The organism is Consotaella salsifontis (genome assembly GCF_900167365.1).
Classification (GTDB): domain Bacteria; phylum Pseudomonadota; class Alphaproteobacteria; order Rhizobiales; family Rhizobiaceae; genus Consotaella; species Consotaella salsifontis.
This window is the reverse complement of record NZ_FUXL01000006.1, coordinates 224,058-242,632: the sequence shown is the minus strand read 5'-3', so window position 1 is coordinate 242,632 and position 18,575 is coordinate 224,058. Positions and strand designations below refer to the sequence as shown.

At 62.9% G+C, this 18,575-nt stretch carries 13 protein-coding genes; 7 read left to right on the top strand and 6 right to left on the bottom strand.

Going from position 1 to position 18,575, the window contains the following annotated elements; translation table 11 throughout:
* Positions 1–109: 109 nt before the first annotated feature.
* A complete protein-coding gene (gene sciP / locus B5D38_RS10995; protein ID WP_078708458.1) occupies positions 110–400 on the bottom strand; it encodes a CtrA inhibitor SciP in 291 nt (96 codons plus the stop codon).
* A gap of 208 nt (positions 401–608) precedes the next feature.
* Between sciP and mnmA the strand changes: the two genes are divergently transcribed.
* Positions 609–1,790, top strand: coding sequence for a tRNA 2-thiouridine(34) synthase MnmA (mnmA, locus tag B5D38_RS10990; protein WP_207552932.1), 1,182 nt, complete (start codon positions 609–611; stop codon positions 1,788–1,790).
* 120 nt (positions 1,791–1,910) lie between these two features.
* Here mnmA and B5D38_RS10985 read toward each other — a convergent pair whose 3' ends face one another.
* Positions 1,911–2,861 (bottom strand): Gfo/Idh/MocA family protein, encoded by a 951-nt coding sequence (locus tag B5D38_RS10985; RefSeq protein WP_078708457.1) that lies wholly within the window; start codon positions 2,859–2,861, stop codon positions 1,911–1,913.
* Between the two features lie 46 nt (positions 2,862–2,907).
* Positions 2,908–4,740 (bottom strand): dihydroxy-acid dehydratase, encoded by a 1,833-nt coding sequence (gene ilvD / locus B5D38_RS10980; protein WP_078708456.1) that lies wholly within the window; start codon positions 4,738–4,740, stop codon positions 2,908–2,910.
* A 170-nt stretch (positions 4,741–4,910) separates the two neighbouring features.
* On the opposite strand from ilvD, the gene B5D38_RS10975 reads away from it, so the two are divergent.
* The 5 genes from B5D38_RS10975 (at position 4,911) to B5D38_RS10955 (ending at position 12,793) form a co-directional block, all read left to right on the top strand.
* Positions 4,911–5,936 carry a Gfo/Idh/MocA family protein gene (locus B5D38_RS10975; RefSeq protein WP_425349330.1) on the top strand — a complete coding sequence of 342 codons (1,026 nt, stop codon included), beginning with the start codon at positions 4,911–4,913 and terminating at the stop codon, positions 5,934–5,936.
* A gap of 91 nt (positions 5,937–6,027) precedes the next feature.
* Positions 6,028–6,714 (top strand): D-lyxose/D-mannose family sugar isomerase, encoded by a 687-nt coding sequence (locus tag B5D38_RS10970; protein WP_078708455.1) that lies wholly within the window; start codon positions 6,028–6,030, stop codon positions 6,712–6,714.
* A gap of 436 nt (positions 6,715–7,150) precedes the next feature.
* Positions 7,151–8,848: a dihydroxyacetone kinase subunit DhaL gene (gene dhaL / locus B5D38_RS10965; RefSeq protein WP_078708454.1), complete on the top strand. Its 1,698-nt coding sequence runs from the start codon at positions 7,151–7,153 to the stop codon at positions 8,846–8,848.
* 824 nt (positions 8,849–9,672) lie between these two features.
* Positions 9,673–10,638, top strand: coding sequence for a transaldolase (gene tal, locus B5D38_RS10960; RefSeq protein WP_078708453.1), 966 nt, complete (start codon positions 9,673–9,675; stop codon positions 10,636–10,638).
* Positions 10,639–11,098: 460 nt separating this feature from the next.
* Positions 11,099–12,793: a methyl-accepting chemotaxis protein gene (locus B5D38_RS10955; protein WP_116002663.1), complete on the top strand. Its 1,695-nt coding sequence runs from the start codon at positions 11,099–11,101 to the stop codon at positions 12,791–12,793.
* A gap of 40 nt (positions 12,794–12,833) precedes the next feature.
* Here B5D38_RS10955 and B5D38_RS10950 read toward each other — a convergent pair whose 3' ends face one another.
* Entirely contained in the window at positions 12,834–14,426 is a 1,593-nt protein-coding gene (locus B5D38_RS10950; protein WP_078708452.1) for an alpha-amylase family glycosyl hydrolase, read from the bottom strand.
* A 93-nt stretch (positions 14,427–14,519) separates the two neighbouring features.
* The gene (locus B5D38_RS10945; protein WP_078708451.1) at positions 14,520–15,401 is read right to left on the bottom strand and encodes an aldo/keto reductase; all 882 of its coding nucleotides are present in this window, start codon (positions 15,399–15,401) and stop codon (positions 14,520–14,522) included.
* A gap of 263 nt (positions 15,402–15,664) precedes the next feature.
* Between B5D38_RS10945 and B5D38_RS10940 the strand changes: the two genes are divergently transcribed.
* On the top strand, positions 15,665–18,115 hold the full coding sequence (locus B5D38_RS10940) for a putative bifunctional diguanylate cyclase/phosphodiesterase (RefSeq protein ID WP_131829904.1): 2,451 nt from the start codon (positions 15,665–15,667) through the stop codon (positions 18,113–18,115).
* 221 nt (positions 18,116–18,336) lie between these two features.
* On the opposite strand, the gene B5D38_RS22200 is transcribed toward B5D38_RS10940, so the two are convergent.
* Positions 18,337–18,498, bottom strand: a complete 162-nt coding sequence (locus B5D38_RS22200; RefSeq protein ID WP_165690836.1) for a hypothetical protein — start codon at positions 18,496–18,498, stop codon at positions 18,337–18,339.
* Positions 18,499–18,575: the final 77 nt, after the last annotated feature.

Sequence of the window (18,575 nt, the reverse complement as noted above, 5' to 3'; positions counted from 1 at the left end):
GTACGCAGAGAAGCGTTGCTCTTTCTCGTGGTCGGTGAATGCGCGAAATCCTGAAACGAAAAAAGCCGGCGCGAGGCCGGCTTTTTTCGTTAGCAGTCGCTGACAAATGTCAGTGATATTCCTGCTTTTTTCTGTATTCCTGAAGCTGGGTCGTGCGCAAGCCGGCAAGACCGTGCTGGTCGATAGAAGTCTGCCAGGAAAGGAATTCCTCCACCGTCAGGGTATAGCGCGAACAAGCTTCATCAAGGCTGAGAAGCCCGCCACGCACGGCCGCCACGACCTCCGCCTTGCGGCGAATGACCCAGCGACGAGTATCGGAAGGTGGAAGATCAGCAATAGTCAGCGGACTTCCATCCGGTCCTATAACATATTTCACTCTTGGTCGGACCTGATCGGTCATTGCACTCTCTACGCATCTCAAAGACCTAATCGTCGTTGACCTTAGCGCCTTGTTTTTAAATTTCTCCTAAGCCTGTCGTAACAATTCGATAACAACTTTAGGCGCGCTGAGGCCGGCTTCTGGCACGGCCGGGGAGGGAAAGGCATTGGAAAGAGGGCTGCGCATCTTTAAATAGCGCGGGTCAGTGCCCGTCGCCGGAGAGCCTTTCATGCTGAACAGCCTTGATCTGCCGAAGTCGCCGGCCGACACGCGCGTCGTTGTGGCCATGTCTGGAGGCGTCGATTCCTCCGTTGTGGCGGCAATGCTCAAAGAAGAAGGCTACGACGTCGTCGGGATAACCCTTCAGCTTTACGACGCGGGTGAGGTCGCCACACGGACGCGGTCTTGCTGCGCGGGGCAGGATATTTACGATGCCCGTCGCGTCTCCGAGGCCATCGGCATTCCGCATTACGTGCTCGATTACGAGGATCGCTTTCGCGAGGCGGTGATCGATCCCTTCACCGAAAGCTATCTGGCCGGCGAAACACCGGTTCCCTGCGTGTCCTGCAATCAGACGGTCAAGTTTCGTGATCTTTTGGCCACAGCTCGGGATCTCAAGGCCGATGCCCTGGCGACGGGCCACTACATCGACAGCCGCTCCCTTGGTGGAGGTCGCCGGGGTCTTTTCCGCCCCACCGACCTCGACCGCGACCAGAGCTACTTCCTCTATGCGACGACCCAGGAGCAGATCGACTTCTTGCGGTTTCCGCTCGGTCGGCTGACAAAGCCTGAGACGCGGGCGCTCGCGGCCCGGTACGATCTGGCGGTTGCCGACAAGCCCGACAGCCAGGACATCTGTTTCGTCGCCAAAGGCAAATACAGCGACATTATCGAGAAGCTGCGGCCGGGTGCCGGCGAGGCGGGCGACATCGTCCATGTGGACGGGCGTCATCTTGGCCGTCATGACGGCATTCTGCATTTCACCATCGGGCAGAGGCGCGGGATCGGCGTGGCGCTGGGCGAGCCGCTCTATGTCGTGGCGATCGACGCCCAGCGCCGCGAGGTGATCGTCGGGCCGCGCGAGGCGTTGGCGACGCGGCGCATTCGCCTGCGCTCCGTCAATTGGTTGGGCGAGGAGCCCGTGGAGGCGGCGGCGAAGGCGGAGCGGGAGATCTTTGTGAAGGTTCGCTCCACCAGGCCGCCAGCGCCCGCCTCTCTCACATTGGGGAACGACGGTCAGTTGGTGGTCTCGCTTCTGGAAGGCGAGGACGGGGTCGCGCCGGGACAGGCGTGCGTCTTCTATGACGGGGAGGGCGCCGGCTCGCGCGTTTTGGGGGGCGGCGTGATCGCTGGAACCGAACCCCTGCTGAGCTTCGCTGAGCCCGCCAAGATTGCTGCTTCGGCCCGATAGCGGCCGGCATCTCTTCAGCGCTGGGCGCCTAGCAACTTTAAAAAACACCAGCTCCAGAGGTGTTCGGCCGGAGCTGGTGTGCAATCGGGCGAGAGGCGACAGATGCCCCGCAGATGACCGTCAGGCACCGACGGGCGATGCCTGAGAAAGGATCCGAACGGTCTCGATCGCCTCTTCCGGACCCGTCAGCGGCGCGCGCCGCGTCTCGACACATTCGATGAAATGGCGCAGTTCGCGCTCGAGCGGCATCCCGGTCTGCGTCGCCATGAATTCCGGCTCGGCGCTGGCGCAGGCGAAGCCGCTTCCCTCGCGCCAGACGCGATGGGCATAGATCGCCAGCTTCTGGCCTTCCGGCGCGAGGTCGTCGAACACCAGCATTCCCTCCGAGCCGATCACTGAGAAGCGCCGGTCGCGGTAGGGCGAGATTCGGGAGATGTGGATCTCCGCTGTCATTCCCGATGCGAAGGACAGTGTGATGTCGGCCGAGTCGGTATCGTCGCCGAGCACCTTGCGGCGAATTGTCTCGACCTTTACGGGGATTTCGCCCGCGATCGGAAGAACCTGTGATAGGTCGTGGGGCGCGAGATCCCAGACGGCGTCCATGGTGAAGAAGCGGCCGAGCGCCAGCCGATTGGAGATGACATGGCGCGGCTCGCCGATGCGGCCGGAGCGCACGAGATCGAGCACCTGCTGGTAGATCGGGTGATAGCGCAGGACATGACCGACCATCATGATGCGCTCGAACTTCGCGGCGGTCAGAGCCGTCTTTTCCGCCTCGGCAGGGTCGAGCGCCACCGGCTTCTCGATCAGCACATCCTTGCCGGCTTCGAAAGCGGCGCGCGCCGTTGGCGCATGGGCTTGAACGGGTAGGGCGAGCACCAGGGCGTCGAGGCCATCACTGGCGATGGCCTCTTCAGGCGTCATGGCGGGAACGCCGTATTGCTGGCCGAAGGCTGCCGCGCGCTCCGCGTCGCGATCGGCTATGGCGCAAAGCGCGCCGATTTCCTTAAGCGTGCGAATGTGGTTGCGACCCCAGTTGCCGCAACCGATGACACCGATCCTGGCGCCCATCCTCAGACCTCCCTCATTCAAACGCGGGCTTTTTTCCGCCTCGCGCTCATATCTTGCGAACCGCGCCGGTCGCCGCGCTGGTGGTCATTGCCGCATAGGCGCGCAAGGCCGCAGAGACATGCCGCTTGCGCGGCTCGGCCGGCTGCCAGCCCTTCTCGTCCTGTTCGGCCTGGCGGCGCGCCAGCTCGGCATCGTCGACGGCGAGATGGATGGTCCGGTTCGGGATGTCGATCTCGATCGTATCGCCCTCGCGCACCAAGCCGATGGCTCCGCCCTCAGCCGCCTCAGGCGAGACATGGCCGATGGATAGGCCGGACGTGCCGCCGGAGAACCGGCCGTCGGTGATGAGGGCGCAAGCCTTGCCGAGTCCTTTCGACTTCAGGTAGCTCGTTGGATAGAGCATCTCCTGCATGCCGGGGCCGCCGCGCGGACCTTCGTAGCGGATGACGACGACGTCTCCGGGCTTGACCTCGTTCGACAGGATCGCCTTCACCGTGGCGTCCTGGCTCTCGAAGACCCGCGCGGGCCCTGAGAACTTCAGGATCGAGGCGTCGACGCCGGCGGTCTTCACGATGCAGCCGTCGAGCGCGATGTTGCCCTTGAGCACGGCGAGGCCGCCGTCCTTGGAGAACGGATGCTCGACCGAGCGGATGACGCCCGCCTGGCGGTCGGTATCCAGCTCCTTCCAGCGCGACTCCTGGCTGAAGGCCACCTGCGTGCGCACACCGCCCGGCGCCGCCTTGTAGAAGGTCGCGACGCTGTCGGAATTGGTGCGCGTGATGTCGTTTCGGTCGATCGCGTCGCCCATCGTCACGGCGTGCACGGTCGGCTGGTCGCGGTTGATCAGCCCACCCCGATCGAGCTCGCCGAGGATCGACATGATGCCGCCGGCGCGGTGAACGTCCTCGACGTGAACGCTGGCGACGGCCGGCGCCACCTTGCAGAGGCACGGCACCTGGCGCGACAGGCGGTCGATGTCGTCCATGGTGAAATCGATGCCGCCTTCCTGCGCGGCGGCGAGGATGTGAAGCACCGTGTTGGTGGAGCCGCCCATGGCGATATCCAGCGACATGGCGTTCTCGAAGGCCGGCTTCCCGGCGATCGCGCGCGGCAGCACGCTTTCGTCATCCTGCTCGTAGTAGCGACGCGCGAGGTCGACGATGAGGTGACCGGCTTCGACGAACAGGCGCTTGCGGTCGGCATGGGTGGCGAGCGTCGTGCCGTTGCCGGGCAAGGAAAGGCCGAGCGCCTCGGTCAGGCAGTTCATCGAGTTGGCGGTGAACATGCCCGAGCATGAGCCGCAGGTCGGGCAGGCGTTCTGCTCGTAGGCGAGCACGTCGGCCTCGGCGACCGCGTCGTCGCCCGCGGCCACCATCGCGTCGATCAGATCCACGGCGTGGATCTTGCCATCGGAGAGTTGCACCTTGCCGGCCTCCATCGGCCCGCCGGAGACGAACACGACCGGGATGTTGAGCCGCATGGCAGCCATCAGCATTCCCGGCGTGATTTTGTCGCAATTGGAGATGCAGACCATGGCATCGGCGCAGTGGGCATTGACCATGTATTCGACGCTGTCGGCGATGAGCTCGCGCGAGGGCAACGAATAGAGCATGCCGTCATGGCCCATGGCGATGCCGTCATCCACCGCGATGGTATTGAATTCCTTGGCGATGCCGCCTGCCTGCTCGATCTCGCGTGCGACCAGCTGGCCGAGGTCCTTGAGATGGACGTGTCCCGGCACAAACTGCGTGAAGGAATTGACGACGGCGATGATGGGTTTGCCGAAGTCTCCATCCTTGACACCGGTGGCGCGCCACAAGCCGCGCGCGCCCGCCATGTTCCGTCCATGAGTCGTGGTGCGTGAGCGATAAGGAGGCATGAATAATCCTAGCTGGCGATCGTTCGCACTCGTTCTTGTCTAAAAGGCAGACTCTCTCTATCGGCGCTCGAGGCTGGAGATGCAAGTGCCGAGACGGACCGGGCCGGTTGGCGCCTTGTTCGAGGGCGCCACATAAGGCTTTATGTGCCGAAATGCGCGGGGAGGCGATGATGACGAAGCGGCACAGGACGGCGTTGGTGGGCCTCGGAATGGTGGCCGGCGTTCATGCCCGCAGCCTGCTTGACCTCGAGTCCCGCGTGGACGTGGCCTGGGCCTTCAGCCCGACCGAGGCGCGGCGCAGCGCCTTCGCGGCAGAGTTTGCCTTCCCGCTTGCTGACCGGCTGGAGATGATCCTGGAGGACGATAGCGTCGACAGCGTCATCGTACTGACGCCGCCGAACTCCCACCTCGATATCGTGCAGCGCTGCGCGGCGGCAGGCAAGCATGTGCTGCTGGAGAAGCCGCTGGAGATCACCACGGATCGAGCTGCCGAGATGGTGCGGGTTTGCGAGGAAGCGGGGGTGACGCTCGGTGTCGTGCTGCAGCATCGCTTTCGCGAGAGCGCCGGACGCCTAGCCGCTCGACTCGCGGAGGGAGGCCTCGGCGCGATTGTCAGCTGCTCTACCTCCATCCGCCTCTGGCGGCCCCAGAGCTATTACGATGAAGCCGGGCGCGGGACCTTCGCGCGCGATGGCGGCGGCGTGCTGCTCACCCAGGGCATTCACACGCTGGATCTGATGCTGAGCCTGGTTGGCCCGGTGGCGGAGGTGCGGGGCTTTTCGACCACTTCGTCGGTCCATCGCATGGAGACGGAAGATCTGGTCGTCGCGGCGGTGCGCTATGCCAGCGGCGCTTTGGGCGTCATCGACGCGACGACGGCCGCCTATCCGGGCTTTCCGGAGAAGATCGAGATCATCGGTACCAAGGGCACGGCGGTTCTCGCCGGGACAAGCCTTTCGATTGCCTACCAAGACGGCATGAGGGAAGCAGTCGAGCCGCTGACGACAACCGGCGGCACCGGCGCCAACCCCATGGATTTTCCTCACGAATGGCACCGTGCCGTCATCGCGGACTTTCTCGATGCTTTGGATGAAGGACGCGCGCCGCGCGTGACCGGCCGGAATGCGCTGGCTGTCCACCACTTGATTGACGCGCTGGTCGCCGCAGGCGGAGCGACGGTTCAGCCGGCCGAGTAGCGCTTACGCTCCCTCGTCGCATCTGTCCGTGCTTGACGGCGGGCCCACGTCGCGCGACACCTGATTTGGACCCTTGGAGGAGTTTGCAACGATGCAACGGTCGAGAATCAACGAGATTATCGAAGAGGCCGACAGCTTTATCCGCTCGTTCGGCTATGTGCTGCCGCCCTTTGCCTATTTCAGCCCGGATGAGATGAAGGCGCGCCGAGCGGAGATCGGCGGTATCATCGATGCACGGCTGGGATGGGACGTGACGGATTACGGCCAGGGCAAGTTCGACGAACTTGGCCTCTTTCTCTTCACCGTGCGCAATGGGCGGGCCGCCGACCTCGGAACCGGGCGCGGCATGCTCTACGCTGAAAAGGCGATGATCTCGCGCAAGGATCAGATCTCGCCGATGCACCGGCACGTGGTGAAGGCCGAGGACATCATCAATCGCGGCGGCGGCAAGCTGGTGCTGGAACTCTACATGTCCGATGCCGACGGCAACGTTGACGAGAACGCCGAGGTCGTCGTCCCGACCGACGGCATCTTGCGCCGCATGAAGGCGGGCAGCCGGCTGTCGCTCGATCCGGGCGAAAGCGTCACGCTTCTTCCCGGCGTGTGGCACGCCTTCTGGGGAGAGGGCGGCGACGTCTTCATCGGCGAGGTTTCCACGGTCAACGACGACCTCACCGACAACATCTTCCGCGAGCCCATCGGCCGCTTCTCCACTATAGAAGAAGACGTCGCGCCGACGCATCTGCTCGTCTCCGATTACGACCGTTTTCTCGGCTGAGGAGAGGGGCGCGGCCCGGCGCCGCGCCCGTTGATCCTGCGGCATGGAGAGACGACGCGCCACCTTGACACAAATCGATTTAGAGGCCGATAGAACGGTCGGGAACGGCGTTGCGGACGGTGCGGCGCCGTGTGGCAGGAAGGCTCGATTGCAGGGCCGGGGCACTCGATCTAATGTGGCAATGTGTGCTCGAAACGATCGGTGGTATGCAACCAGGACTCATCCCGACCGAACACGGCCATAAGGCTCACAGCCGCGCGTCGTGCGCGGCTGGCCGGTCATCTGCCCCTCGATGGTCCGCGTGTCGGGACTTCATTTCGGCTGAACGCGAAAGAGACGACTGCGGTCCGGTTGCTCCGGCAGCGGCGTGGCGGCCGCGGGTTTGGCGGGACGCTCAACACTCAATAACAATCACTCAAGGACGGAAACGACTTCAATGAAAAAGCTGATCAATTCCCCCAAGGCAGTCGTCCGGGAGATGCTGGAAGGGATCGTCGCGCAGGCGCCGAATCTCGCCATTCTCGACAAGGAGATGGTGGTCGTCCGCAACCCGCTGCCGGCGCCCGAGAAGCGCAAGGTGGCGATCATCTCCGGTGGTGGCAGCGGTCATGAGCCCGCGCACGCCGGCTATGTCGGCCAGGGCATGCTGACCGCTGCTGTTGCCGGCGACGTGTTCACCTCGCCTTCCACCGATGCCGTCCTTTCGTCCATCCGTGCTGTCGCGGGGCCGGCCGGCGCCGTTCTCGTCGTCAAGAACTACACCGGCGACCGCCTGAACTTCGGCCTCGCCGCCGAAATGGCCCGCGCCGAAGGCATTCCCTGCGAAGTCGTTCTCGTCGCCGACGACGTCGCGCTCCGTAACACCGTCGAGAAGGGCCGCCGCCGCGGCATCGCCGGCACGGTCTTCGTCCACAAGATCGCAGGCGCCGCCGCCGAAGCCGGCAAGAGCCTTGAGGAAGTCGTCAAGGTTGCCAACGCGGCGGCCGCCGACATCGGCACCATGGGCGTCGCTCTCGGCTCGTGTACCCTGCCGGCCGTCGGCAAGCCTGGCTTCACGCTCGGCGAGACGGAGATCGAGCTCGGTCTTGGCATCCATGGCGAGGCCGGCGTCGAGCGCGGGGAGATGCGGGAGGCCTCCGAACTCGCCAAGACGATCCTCGACACCATCATCAGTGATCTCGACATCAAGCCGACGGATCGCCTCGCGCTTCTCGTGAACGGGCTTGGCGCGACGCCGCCGATGGAACTGTCCATCGTCGCCCGCGGCGCGCTGGCTCATCTGCGCGAGCGCGGTCTCAAGGTCGAACGTTCCTGGACGGGCACCTTCCTCTCGGCTCTCGACATGCCGGGATGCTCGCTGTCGCTCTTCAAGCTCGATGACGCGCGCGTCGCGGCGCTCGATTTGGAAACGGACGCGATGGCATGGCCGCGGGGCGGCAAGGTCGCGCCAGACGGCGGCATCGTCGTTGCCGTGTCCGAGCCGGAAGCGGCTGCCGTGACAGCGACGAGCGGCGGCGAGGGCGGCGCCAAGGTCAAGGCCGCTGCAGACGCGGCCTGCAAGGCTCTCATCGCGGCAGAGCCCGCGCTGACCGAACTCGACTCGAAGGCGGGTGACGGCGATCTCGGCCAGAGCATGCAGCGTGGCTCCGAGGCCGTTCAGGCGCTTTCCGGCGTGGCTTGGGCCGATGCCTCGACTGGTCTGAAGTCGATTGGCGACGCGCTGCGCCGCGCCATCGCCGGCTCGTCGGGTCCGTTCTACGCCACCGGCTTCCTGCGCGCCTCGCGCGAACTAGCCGGCAAGGCGGCGCCCACGCCTCAGGAGGTCGCCACGGCCTTCATGGCGGGTGTCGAAGCGGTCTCCACGTTGGGCGGCGCCAAGGAGGGCGACCGCACCATGCTCGATGCTCTGTTCCCGGCGGCAAAGGCCTTCGGTGACGCGGTCGATGCCGGTAAGAGCCAGGCCGATGCCTGGAAGGCAGCGGCGGATGCGGCGGAGAAAGGTGCCCAGGCAACCGAGACGATGAAGGCGCGTCTCGGCCGCGCCAGCTATCTCGGCGACCGCGCCACCGGCATTCCCGATGGCGGCGCCAAGGCTGTGTCGATCTGGATGCGCGCGATCGCCGATTCCCTTTGAGGTGAACGCCATAAGCCACGCCTTTCCTGCCGCTCTGTGAGGGGCAGGGAAGGTGGCGGCCTCGCTTCTTGCGCCGGGAACGATCAGACCGATCGTCCCGGCGCTTTCGTAGGGTTTCCTACGACATGATGCCGCAGGCCGCTTCGAAAGTGGAGGCATGGCAGACGTGAGGGCGACAGCTTGACGCGTCCTGGAATGGAGACAGGTGCCTGCGTCGCCGGGATGAAGCCGTGCTGATCGATGATCAGCTCCTGACAGTAATGCTGGCGGTCTACTTGATCTCTTTGAAATAGATGGCTTTTCGCGAACCATGAAATCATGGCCCGGGATACCTGATGAGGATCGCCCTGGAGTCGCGCCGCCGGCGGCCAAAAGAGAGTTTTCGCGTCCCGCTAAAATTGAGGAGGTGCCCACTAAGTCGGCGTCCACCGCACCTTCTAAAATCTCCGGGTTTTTGACTTAGGTCACTTTCCATCCAATCCAAATCGGTTTAAACACTCGCTCAAGGCCAGTTGACCTTAGTTCGTCACACCGCACGGGATAGTGCAGATGGTTGAGCCGAAAACGAATTTCGGCCTTCGGCAGCCGCTCTGGCCAAGCGCGGCGACCGCAATGACCGGAGAGATCGGCGATTACGCTTTTCTGCCAGTCTCGGCGTGTATTCGGCTTGGAAAGCCGTGGACGCGAGCGGGATTGATGAATGCGCGGATCGATCGACGTAGCATCTTTGGATTGCGTCTTCGGTAGAGGCAAGAAATCCCCAGTCAAGGAAAAGCCGATAAACGGCATTTCAGCATTGCGAACCCAATAAACGGAGAAACATTATGACCGACAAGCTTACAGGTCTTGCGAAGCATACCATCATCGTCGCCGATACCGGTGATTTCTCGGTCATGAAGGCGCTGGGCGCGCAGGACTCGACCACCAATCCGACGCTCATCTATCGTGCTGCCAGCCAGCCGCAGTACGCGCACATGATCGACGACGCGGTCGCATGGGCCGCCAAGCGCGAGAGCGACTCGGACAAGTTCATCAATCTCGCCCTTGATCGTCTGGCTGTGACTTTTGGCATGAAGTCTCTCGAAGTCGTTCCCGGCTTCGTTTCGACTGAGGTCGACATTCGCCTGTCGTTCGATACCGACGCCACCGTTGAGCGCACCAAGCGCATTATCGACCTCTATCAGGCCGAGGGAATCGACACCAAGCGCGTCCTGATCAAGGTTGCTGCGACGTGGGAAGGCATCAAGGCCGCTGAGAAACTGACGAAGATGGGCATCGGCGTCAACTCGACGCTGATCTTCAGCCTGACCCAGGCGATCGCCTGCGCCGACGCCGGCGCCTTCATGATCTCGCCCTACTGCGGCCGCATCACCGAGTGGTACCAGGGCCATGGCACGAAGATCGACAACGCCGATAACGATCCGGGCGTCGTCGGTGTGCGCAACATCCAGAATTACATGCGCAACTTCGGCTACAAGACGATTGTCATGGGCGCGTCGTTCCGCAATGTCGAGCAGGTTCTCGGCTTGGCGGGCATCGATCGTCTGACCGTCTCCCCGGTCCTGCTGCAGCAGCTTCAGCAGACCGAGGGCGAGGTCGAGCGTGTTCTGCCGGCGGACTTCAAGGACGCGAGCATGAAGCGCCAGTCCTACACCGAGGCTTCCTGGCGCTGGGAGATGAACGAGAATGCGATGGCGACCGAGAAGTTCGCCGATGGCATCCGTCTCTTCACCCGCGACACCGAAACGCTGATCAGCATGATCCAGTCGAAGATGAAGGCCGCTGCCTGACATCAAATTCTTGCGACGGCCGGGCTTTCTTTCGGTCGTCGCTCTTTCCTCCTAACTCTGGCGGCCGGTTTTCCGGCCGTTTTTTTTAAGGCTCGCGTGTGCTTCGCGCATATTCCATTCTGGTGGGGCGGGCGGGGGCGCTAGGGAGGTCAGGCAAGGCAAAGCGGCGCCTCGTCATCAAGGTCAAGGTGCGCCACATGGGGGTCTGCGCCGTCGCCCTCAGCGACGAGTGCCTTGCGCCAACCGTGGCCGACGGTCCACATTCTTACTTATTGCTTATACAATCGAAGGTTTAATTGTCGCAGATAAACTCGACCGCATACTATATCTGCAGTCGTTGGGAACTTGTATTTTCGCATTGCGCGTTCTCAATTTCTCAATAACTTTTGTCTACTCGTGTGAGGCACCGACCCGGCCGACTGGTGTTCTTTTTCACGGCCCTGGCGGTGAAGGAGATAAAATGAAGGGCCTCTTCTCGTCCGACTCCGCGAACGTCTTGGCCGCTCTCGATAGGTCCCTGGCGATCATCGAGTTCGATCTGACAGGCAAGATTCTTCACGCCAACGGCAATTTCTGCACCGTCATGGGATATGAGCCGGCTGAGATCATCGGGCGGCAACATCGTATGTTCGTCAGCGAGGAGTATGCGAAGTCTCCTCAGTATGCCGAGTTCTGGGCAAAGCTCGCGCGCGGCGAATTCGTCGCCGAACGGTTTCAACGCTTCGGCAAGGGCGGACGTGAGGTTTGGATTCGCGCGACCTACAATCCGGTCAAAAACGGTAGCGGCAAGGTCTACAAGGTCATCAAGGTGGCCAGCGACGTCACGGCCATTACCCATCAGGCGAACGAGGACGCCGGCAAGATCGCGGCCATCAACCGCGCGCAGGCGGTGATCGAGTTCACGCCGAATGGTGAGATCCTCGACGCCAATGAGAACTTTCTCAACGCTCTCGGCTATCGCCGGGAGGAGATCGTCGGCAAGCATCACCGCATGTTCGTGGAGCCGAGCTTTGCCCAATCGCGCGACTACCAACTCTTTTGGGACCGCCTGAGGGGCGGGGAGTTCCTCTCCGACGAATACAAGCGCATCGGGAAGGGCTGCCGGGCGGTCTATATCCAGGCGTCCTACAACCCGATCTTCTGCGCCAACGGCAAGGTTTCGAAAGTGGTGAAGTTCGCCACGGACGTCACACCGCGCGTCAATGCGGTCAACGAACTGGCGACGGCTCTGCAGCAACTCGCCGAGGGCGATCTCCTTCAGCGGCTGGAACATGCCTTCATTCCGGCGCTGGAGCCTCTTCGGCATAATCTCAACCGATCGTTGGAACAGCTTCAGGATACGGTCCGGGCGATGGCGGGTAGCGCCTCATCGATCGAGGTCAGCTCCTCCCAGGTGCGTACGGCCGCCGACGATCTCTCACACCGCACCGAACAACAGGCCGCGGCGCTGGAGCAGACCTCCGGTGCTCTCTCGGAGATGAACAAGACCGTCACGACCTCGGCGCGCAAGGCCGATGAGGCCGGTCAGTTGGTGACGCTGACGCGGGCCAATGCCGAACGCTCCGGCGGGATTGTCAATCGCGCCGTCGAGGCCATGGGACATATCGAAAAGTCGTCGGCGGAAATCACCAAGATCATCGGCGTGATCGACGAGATCGCTTTCCAGACCAACCTCCTGGCGCTCAACGCGGGCGTCGAGGCGGCGCGTGCCGGCGAGGCCGGCAAGGGTTTCGCCGTGGTTGCCCAGGAAGTGCGGGCGCTGGCGCAGAGATCCGCCGAGGCTGCGAGGGAGATCAAGGATTTGATTTCCAAGTCGGCGGACCAGGTCGGGCGCGGCGTTCAGCTCGTCAACGACACCGGCCGCGCGCTGGAGGAGATCGTTTCGGAGGTGGCCGAGATCAACGGTCACGTCGTCGCGATCGTCGATGCGTCCCGCAGCCAGGCGACCGGGCTAAACGAGATCAACACCGCTATCGACATGCTCAATCAGGCGACCCAGCAGAATGCCGCAATGGTCGAGGAGACCACAGCGGCGAGCAGCGAGCTCGCGGCAGAGGCGGTGAACATGAACCAGATGGTGGCGAAGTTTCAGATCGGCAGTGAAGGCTCGCCCGTCCACGCGCTGACAGCCCGCGTTTCCAGGGCGTTTGGCTGAACCTTTGGGCACCGCCCCTGATCGAAGTCAGGTGCGTCGCTCAGGCTGGCTCGATCACGAGCCCCTCATCGGCGTCGAGGACCAATGTCGCCGACACGTGCTCGGCTTCGCGGCTTAGTGATGTGGAAAGGCGAATCGCCCCACCGTTCTCCATCTCGGGGATCGCCACGGTCGCGGCACGAGAGCTCATGTTGAGCGCGACAATGAACCGCTCGTCGCGATAGAGGCGCTGGAAAACGAGAACGTCGCCGGACTGGGTGAGCAGGCGAAAATCACCGATGCTGAAAGATGCTTTTTCACGGCGTAGCGCCACGAGACGGCGGTAAAGCCATAGAATCGACGTTTCGTCCTCGCGCATCCGATCGACGTTTTGGGCCGTGTGGTCATCCGACAGGGGCAGCCAGGGCCGGCCGGTGGTGAAGCCGGCATTCTCCGTTTCATCCCACTGCATCGGCGTTCTTTCCGGATCACGACTGAAGCCGCGCCCCGGCTCGTTCTTCTCCCAGGGGTCCTGGGCGGCCTCGGGTGGAATGGCGACGCTCGATAGCCCTAGTTCGTCCCCGTAGTAGATGGTCGGCGTGCCCCGGAGCGTCAGCAACAGCATCGCGGCAACGCGCGCCTGCGCCGCACCGACACGGGCGGCGATACGCGGCTGGTCGTGGTTTCCAAGCACCCAGTTCGGCCAGCCTCCCGGCGGCAGAGCCGCTTCATATTCCGTGATCAGAGAGGCGACCACGTCGGCCTTCCATTGCGCCAGGATCAGCTGGAAGTTGAAGGGCAGGTGCGTCCCCGTGAGATCTTCGCCGTAGTAGGTGACGAGACGATCGACCGGCAGATAGATTTCTCCGATCAGGACGCGGTCGTCATACTCGTCGACCACCCGGCGAAGGCCGCGAATGACCTCATGAACCTCCGGCTGGTCGGCCGTGTGGACCGGCAGAACTCGCTGGATATCGGGCATGCCTTCGTGCCAAGCGGGGTTGATGGGATTGTCGCGAAGCTCGCGATCCTTGATCATCAGCCAGATGACGTCGACGCGGAAGCCGTCGACGCCGCGATTCATCCAGAAGCGCAGGGTATCGTGCATCGCACTTTGGACCTCGGGATTTCGCCAGTCGAGGTCCGGCTGCTCCTTCAGAAAGGCATGGTAGTAGTACTGGCCTGTCGCTTCATCGAGCTGCCAGGCGCTGCCTCCGAAATGGCTCACCCAGTTGTTGGGCGGGCTACCGTCCGGCTTCGGGTCGCGCCAGATATACCAGTCCCGTTTGGGATTATGGCGTGAGGAGCGGCTTTCGACGAGCCATGGATGCTGGTCGGACGTGTGGTTCGGCACGAAGTCCAGGATCACCTTCAAGCCTTTGCCGTGGGCCTTTGCGACCAGGGCGTCGAAGTCATCCAGCGTGCCGAACAACGGGTCGACGCCGCAGTAGTCCTGAACGTCATAGCCGAAGTCGGCCATCGGCGAGGGGAAAAATGGAGAGATCCACAGCGCGTCGACGCCGAGCCACTTCAAGTGGTCGAGGCGGTTGCGGATACCGATGAGGTCGCCGACGCCGTCGCCATTGCTGTCCTGGAAGGAACGAGGATAGACTTGATAGACAATTCCTGATTGCCACCAGGCGATCCTGGGCATGTTGTTCCCCCGTACGAGAAGTTCCAACGGCGGCGGTGGCGCTCGCCCGCACAGAACGGATTTGGGCGAGCGCCGTTCCGCCACCGTCGTCGGTCAGCTCTTCTTCTTGTTCGCCTCGGCGCGCCCTTCCTGATCGAGCGCGGCGAAATCCTCGTCCGACAGATCGATCGCGGCAGCGGCTGCGTTTTCCTCGAGATGGGAAACCTTCGACGTGCCGGGGATCGGGAGGACGACGGGGCTGCGCTTCAGAATCCAGGCGAGGGCGATCTGGCTCGGCTTGGCGCCGTGCTTGCGTGCGACCGAGTCGAGAACGGTTCCGGGGCGGGCCAGATCGCCGGCGGCCAGCGGGAACCACGGGATGAAGCCGATCCCTTTTGCCTCGCAATAGTCGAGGACGGCCTCGCTGCCGCGATCGACGAGATTGTAGCGGTTTTGCACGGTGGCCACCTCGAAGACCTTCGATGCGGCTTCAATGTCCTCGACGGACACCTCGCTCAGACCGAGTGCTGTAACGATGCCATCGTCCTGGAGGCTTTTCATCGCGTCGAACTGCTCGTCTCTCGGCACCTTGGCGTCGATGCGATGAAGCTGCCAAAGGTCGATCCGTTCGACCCCGAGATTGCGGCAGCTCTTGAGCGCCTGCTGGCGCAGATATTCAGGCCGCCCGACGGGATGCCACGCGTTGGGGCCGCTGCGCGTCAGCCCGCCCTTCGTGGCCACGAATGTGCCAGCGTAGGGGTGCAGCGCTTCCCTGATGAGAAGCTCGGACACATCCGGCCCATAGGAATCGGCGGTGTCGACAAAGTCGATGCCCAGTTCCGGCAGTCGCCGCAGAACGCGAAGCGCCTCCGCGCGATCCGCCGGCTCGCCCCATACGCCTGCGCCCACGATGCGCATGGCGCCGAAGCCCAGGCGATGAAATTCCTTGCCGCCGATCTTGAATCGACCGGAGGACGCAACGTCGAATTGTGCCATGACTAGTCCCTTCAATGTTCAATGGGAGATGGAAAGGCGGAGAGTGAGGCCTCCGACCGCCGAGCGGGGCGAGCGCTCGCTCTGCTCTATGGCTTGTGAAACGTGAACCTTCGAACCCCGCCCAATTCGTGGGTGGCAAAGAAAAAGCACGGCGAATCCACCGGAAGTACCCAAAACGCTTCGGGCAACAGAGGATTTTTTAAGGTTGGCTGCCCTAATGTCAACTTGGGTCCGCCGAGACAGGCTCGAGCAGGAGGGCGCGTTTGCCGATCCGATGGAAGCTCTTGATCGCGTGTCTGGCGTTGATCCTGGCCGATGTGGCGGTGGCACAACTCGCCATTGAATCGCAGGGCGAGGTCCGGCGGAGCGCCGACCGGCTCTACGAGCACGGGATGGTTTCGCTCGACCATTTGCGGTCGGCTCAGGGCGTGTTGAGTGCTCTGTCGACGACCTTCGAAGCCCGCGAAGGGCAGGGCACGAGAGACTCCGGACCGCTGCGCCAGGAGAATATCGACGTTCTCCTGGATGGGCTAACCAAAATCGATGAGACGCTGCAGCAGTCGGCCGCAATCGCCACCTCGGAGAAGACCCATGGGCTGATCGATGAGGTGCGCGTTCAGCTCTCAAGGTTGCGCGCCAGCGGTGGCGCTGCGAGCGCTCGCAAGGTTGTGAGCGATCTTGCCATCGCCAACGACGAGATAGCGACAATCGCCGCCGCTGTGCTGCGGGATGGACGCACCACACAGCGCGCCGTCTACGCGTATCTTGACCAGTTCAGAACTGGAACCTGGCGGGCGGCCGGCATCGCCGCCACGATCGCCATCCTGGTGTTCTTCCTTCTCGGACGCACCATCGTTGCCCCGATCAAGCGGGCGACGCGGATCATCAATTCGATCGCGGCCAAGAGCTTCGACAACCAGATCATTACACGCGGACGTAGCGAGACGGCCCAGCTTCTCAGGGCGCTCGACGCGATGCAGACGAGCATCGCCGGACAGATCACCGGCATGGAAAAGGAGCGCAAGACGCAGGCCGCCAATCTTTCCGGAACTATCGCCATCCAGGGTGCGCGCTGGGAAGCTGCGCTGAACAACATGTCTCAGGGGCTATGCCTCTTCGACCGGGATCTCAAGCTGATGGTTCACAACAAGCGCTTCGAACAGATGTTCGGAGCGCGGAGATTTGGACTGACCTCGCGAGAAATGCTGGACGATCCGTTTCTCCACCATGTTCTCGCCCCGAGCGAGGGCGCCTTCTTCACGGCCGAGATGCCCGATGGCCGCGTGATTGCCATTTCGCGCCAATGGATCGAGGGCGGAGGTCTGGTGGCGACGCTGGAAGACATTACCGAGCGGCACATCGCGGACCAGAAGATGCGTCATCTGGCGCGCCACGACGCCTTGACCGATCTGCCCAACCGATTGCGCTTCCGCGAGCGGTTGGAAAAGCTGTTCGGAATGCCCGGCGTGGCGCTTCTCAGTCTGGATCTCGATGGCTTCAAGACGGTCAACGACACGCTCGGGCACCCGGTTGGGGACCGGCTGCTGAAGGCAGTCAGCGCAAGGCTTTGCGAGTGCGTTGGCAAACGTGACCTGCTCGCCCGCACCGGCGGCGACGAGTTCGCAGTGATTCAGGTTGGTGTCGCTCAGCCTGAGAGCGCGGAGGCTCTGGCCAAACGGCTGATCGCAGCGCTTGCCGCGCCGTTCGATATCGAGCACCACAAGATCAGCATCGGCGTCAGCATCGGAATCGTCGTCAATTCCGAAAAAGAAACGGGGACCTTGATCGATCCGGACGCCCTCCTCAAGGATGTCGATCTCGCGCTCTACAGCGCCAAGGCTGCCGGGCGAAACGCCTATCGCTTCTTCAAGCCCGAAATGGCCGAAACCATCGAGCGGCGGCGACGCATGGAGATCGACCTGCGCAGGGCGGTCGAGGCGGACGAATTCGAGCTCTTCTACCAGCCGTTCTACGACGTGGCTCGCGGAACCATTTCAGGTTTCGAGGCCCTGATCCGGTGGCGGCATCCCGAGCGGGGCTTGGTGTCGCCGGGTGAGTTCATTCCGATCGCGGAAGAGGTCGGGCTCATCGACGCGATGGGGTTGTGGGCGCTGGAAGCGGCCTGCCGCCAAGCTGCGCAGTGGCCGTCCCAACTTTCCATCTCGGTCAATCTTTCGCCGATCCAGTTTCGCGATCCCGATCTTTCTCGGCGGGTGGAGGATATCCTGAATGCGACCGGCCTTCCGCCGTCACGTCTGCAGCTCGAAGTGACCGAGTCGCTGATGCTCGAGGATGATCGGGCTACGCTCGCCGTCCTTCAGGCGTTCCGCGCCCGGGGCATCCGGCTTTCGATGGACGACTTTGGAACAGGATATTCGTCGCTCGGCTACCTTACGAAGTTTCCCTTCGACAAGGTGAAGATCGACCAGTCGTTCGTGCGGCATTTGACCGAGCCCGAGAACATCGCGGTCGTGCGCGCGGTTATCGGTCTCAGCCGATCCATGGGGATTTCGGTCATCGCGGAGGGCGTGGAGACGTCCGAGCACTATGATGTGCTGGAGCGAGAAGGCTGCCGGGAGATGCAGGGCTATTTCTTCAGCCCGCCCGTGCCGGCCCTGGAAGTTGCAGGGCTCTTGATGCGGTTCCGGCCGCAACCTCGGATGTCGCGGCCCGCAGGCGAAGCCGATACGTCGCATCTCGCGTTCGTCGGCTGAATGTTCGCGGTTCGTCAGGGCAAGCCGCGCGAAACTGTCTAGAGACGGCTATACGGCCCGAAACAAAAGGGGACGGCGATCTGAAATCCCGTCCCCTCCCACTCTGTCACCCCGAAAAAACAGGGCGCTTCGGCGCCGGCGCGGTCCATCCGCGTCGGTTCCCCTGCCGGGCGGCTGCGAGCGCCGTTCCCGGCTTGGCATTACAGGTGCGTACACAGTACTTAGAACCCCATGCGACGCTGGTTGCGGAAACGCCCGCGGGTGATTTCGCGCTCACGGCACTCGAGATCGGCACAGGAAGTGGCCTCGTTCAGGTAGTCGAGTTCCGGGTTGGAATCGCGATAGCGCTTCATGGCACTGCGAATGGTGCTGACGATTTTCATGGTCTTTATCCCCTTTAATGTCCGATCTAATCGGTTGAACTGAAGGTGGAGGATTCGAGGCCGATGAGCAATGCCAG

Coding starts and splice junctions, on each gene's coding strand:
- sciP (WP_078708458.1), bottom strand. CDS start 400: ATGACCGATCAGGTCCGACCAAGAGTGAAATATGTTATAGGACCGGAT.
- mnmA (WP_207552932.1), top strand. CDS start 609: ATGCTGAACAGCCTTGATCTGCCGAAGTCGCCGGCCGACACGCGCGTC.
- B5D38_RS10985 (WP_078708457.1), bottom strand. CDS start 2,861: ATGGGCGCCAGGATCGGTGTCATCGGTTGCGGCAACTGGGGTCGCAAC.
- ilvD (WP_078708456.1), bottom strand. CDS start 4,740: ATGCCTCCTTATCGCTCACGCACCACGACTCATGGACGGAACATGGCG.
- B5D38_RS10975 (WP_425349330.1), top strand. CDS start 4,911: ATGACGAAGCGGCACAGGACGGCGTTGGTGGGCCTCGGAATGGTGGCC.
- B5D38_RS10970 (WP_078708455.1), top strand. CDS start 6,028: ATGCAACGGTCGAGAATCAACGAGATTATCGAAGAGGCCGACAGCTTT.
- dhaL (WP_078708454.1), top strand. CDS start 7,151: ATGAAAAAGCTGATCAATTCCCCCAAGGCAGTCGTCCGGGAGATGCTG.
- tal (WP_078708453.1), top strand. CDS start 9,673: ATGACCGACAAGCTTACAGGTCTTGCGAAGCATACCATCATCGTCGCC.
- B5D38_RS10955 (WP_116002663.1), top strand. CDS start 11,099: ATGAAGGGCCTCTTCTCGTCCGACTCCGCGAACGTCTTGGCCGCTCTC.
- B5D38_RS10950 (WP_078708452.1), bottom strand. CDS start 14,426: ATGCCCAGGATCGCCTGGTGGCAATCAGGAATTGTCTATCAAGTCTAT.
- B5D38_RS10945 (WP_078708451.1), bottom strand. CDS start 15,401: ATGGCACAATTCGACGTTGCGTCCTCCGGTCGATTCAAGATCGGCGGC.
- B5D38_RS22200 (WP_165690836.1), bottom strand. CDS start 18,498: ATGAAAATCGTCAGCACCATTCGCAGTGCCATGAAGCGCTATCGCGAT.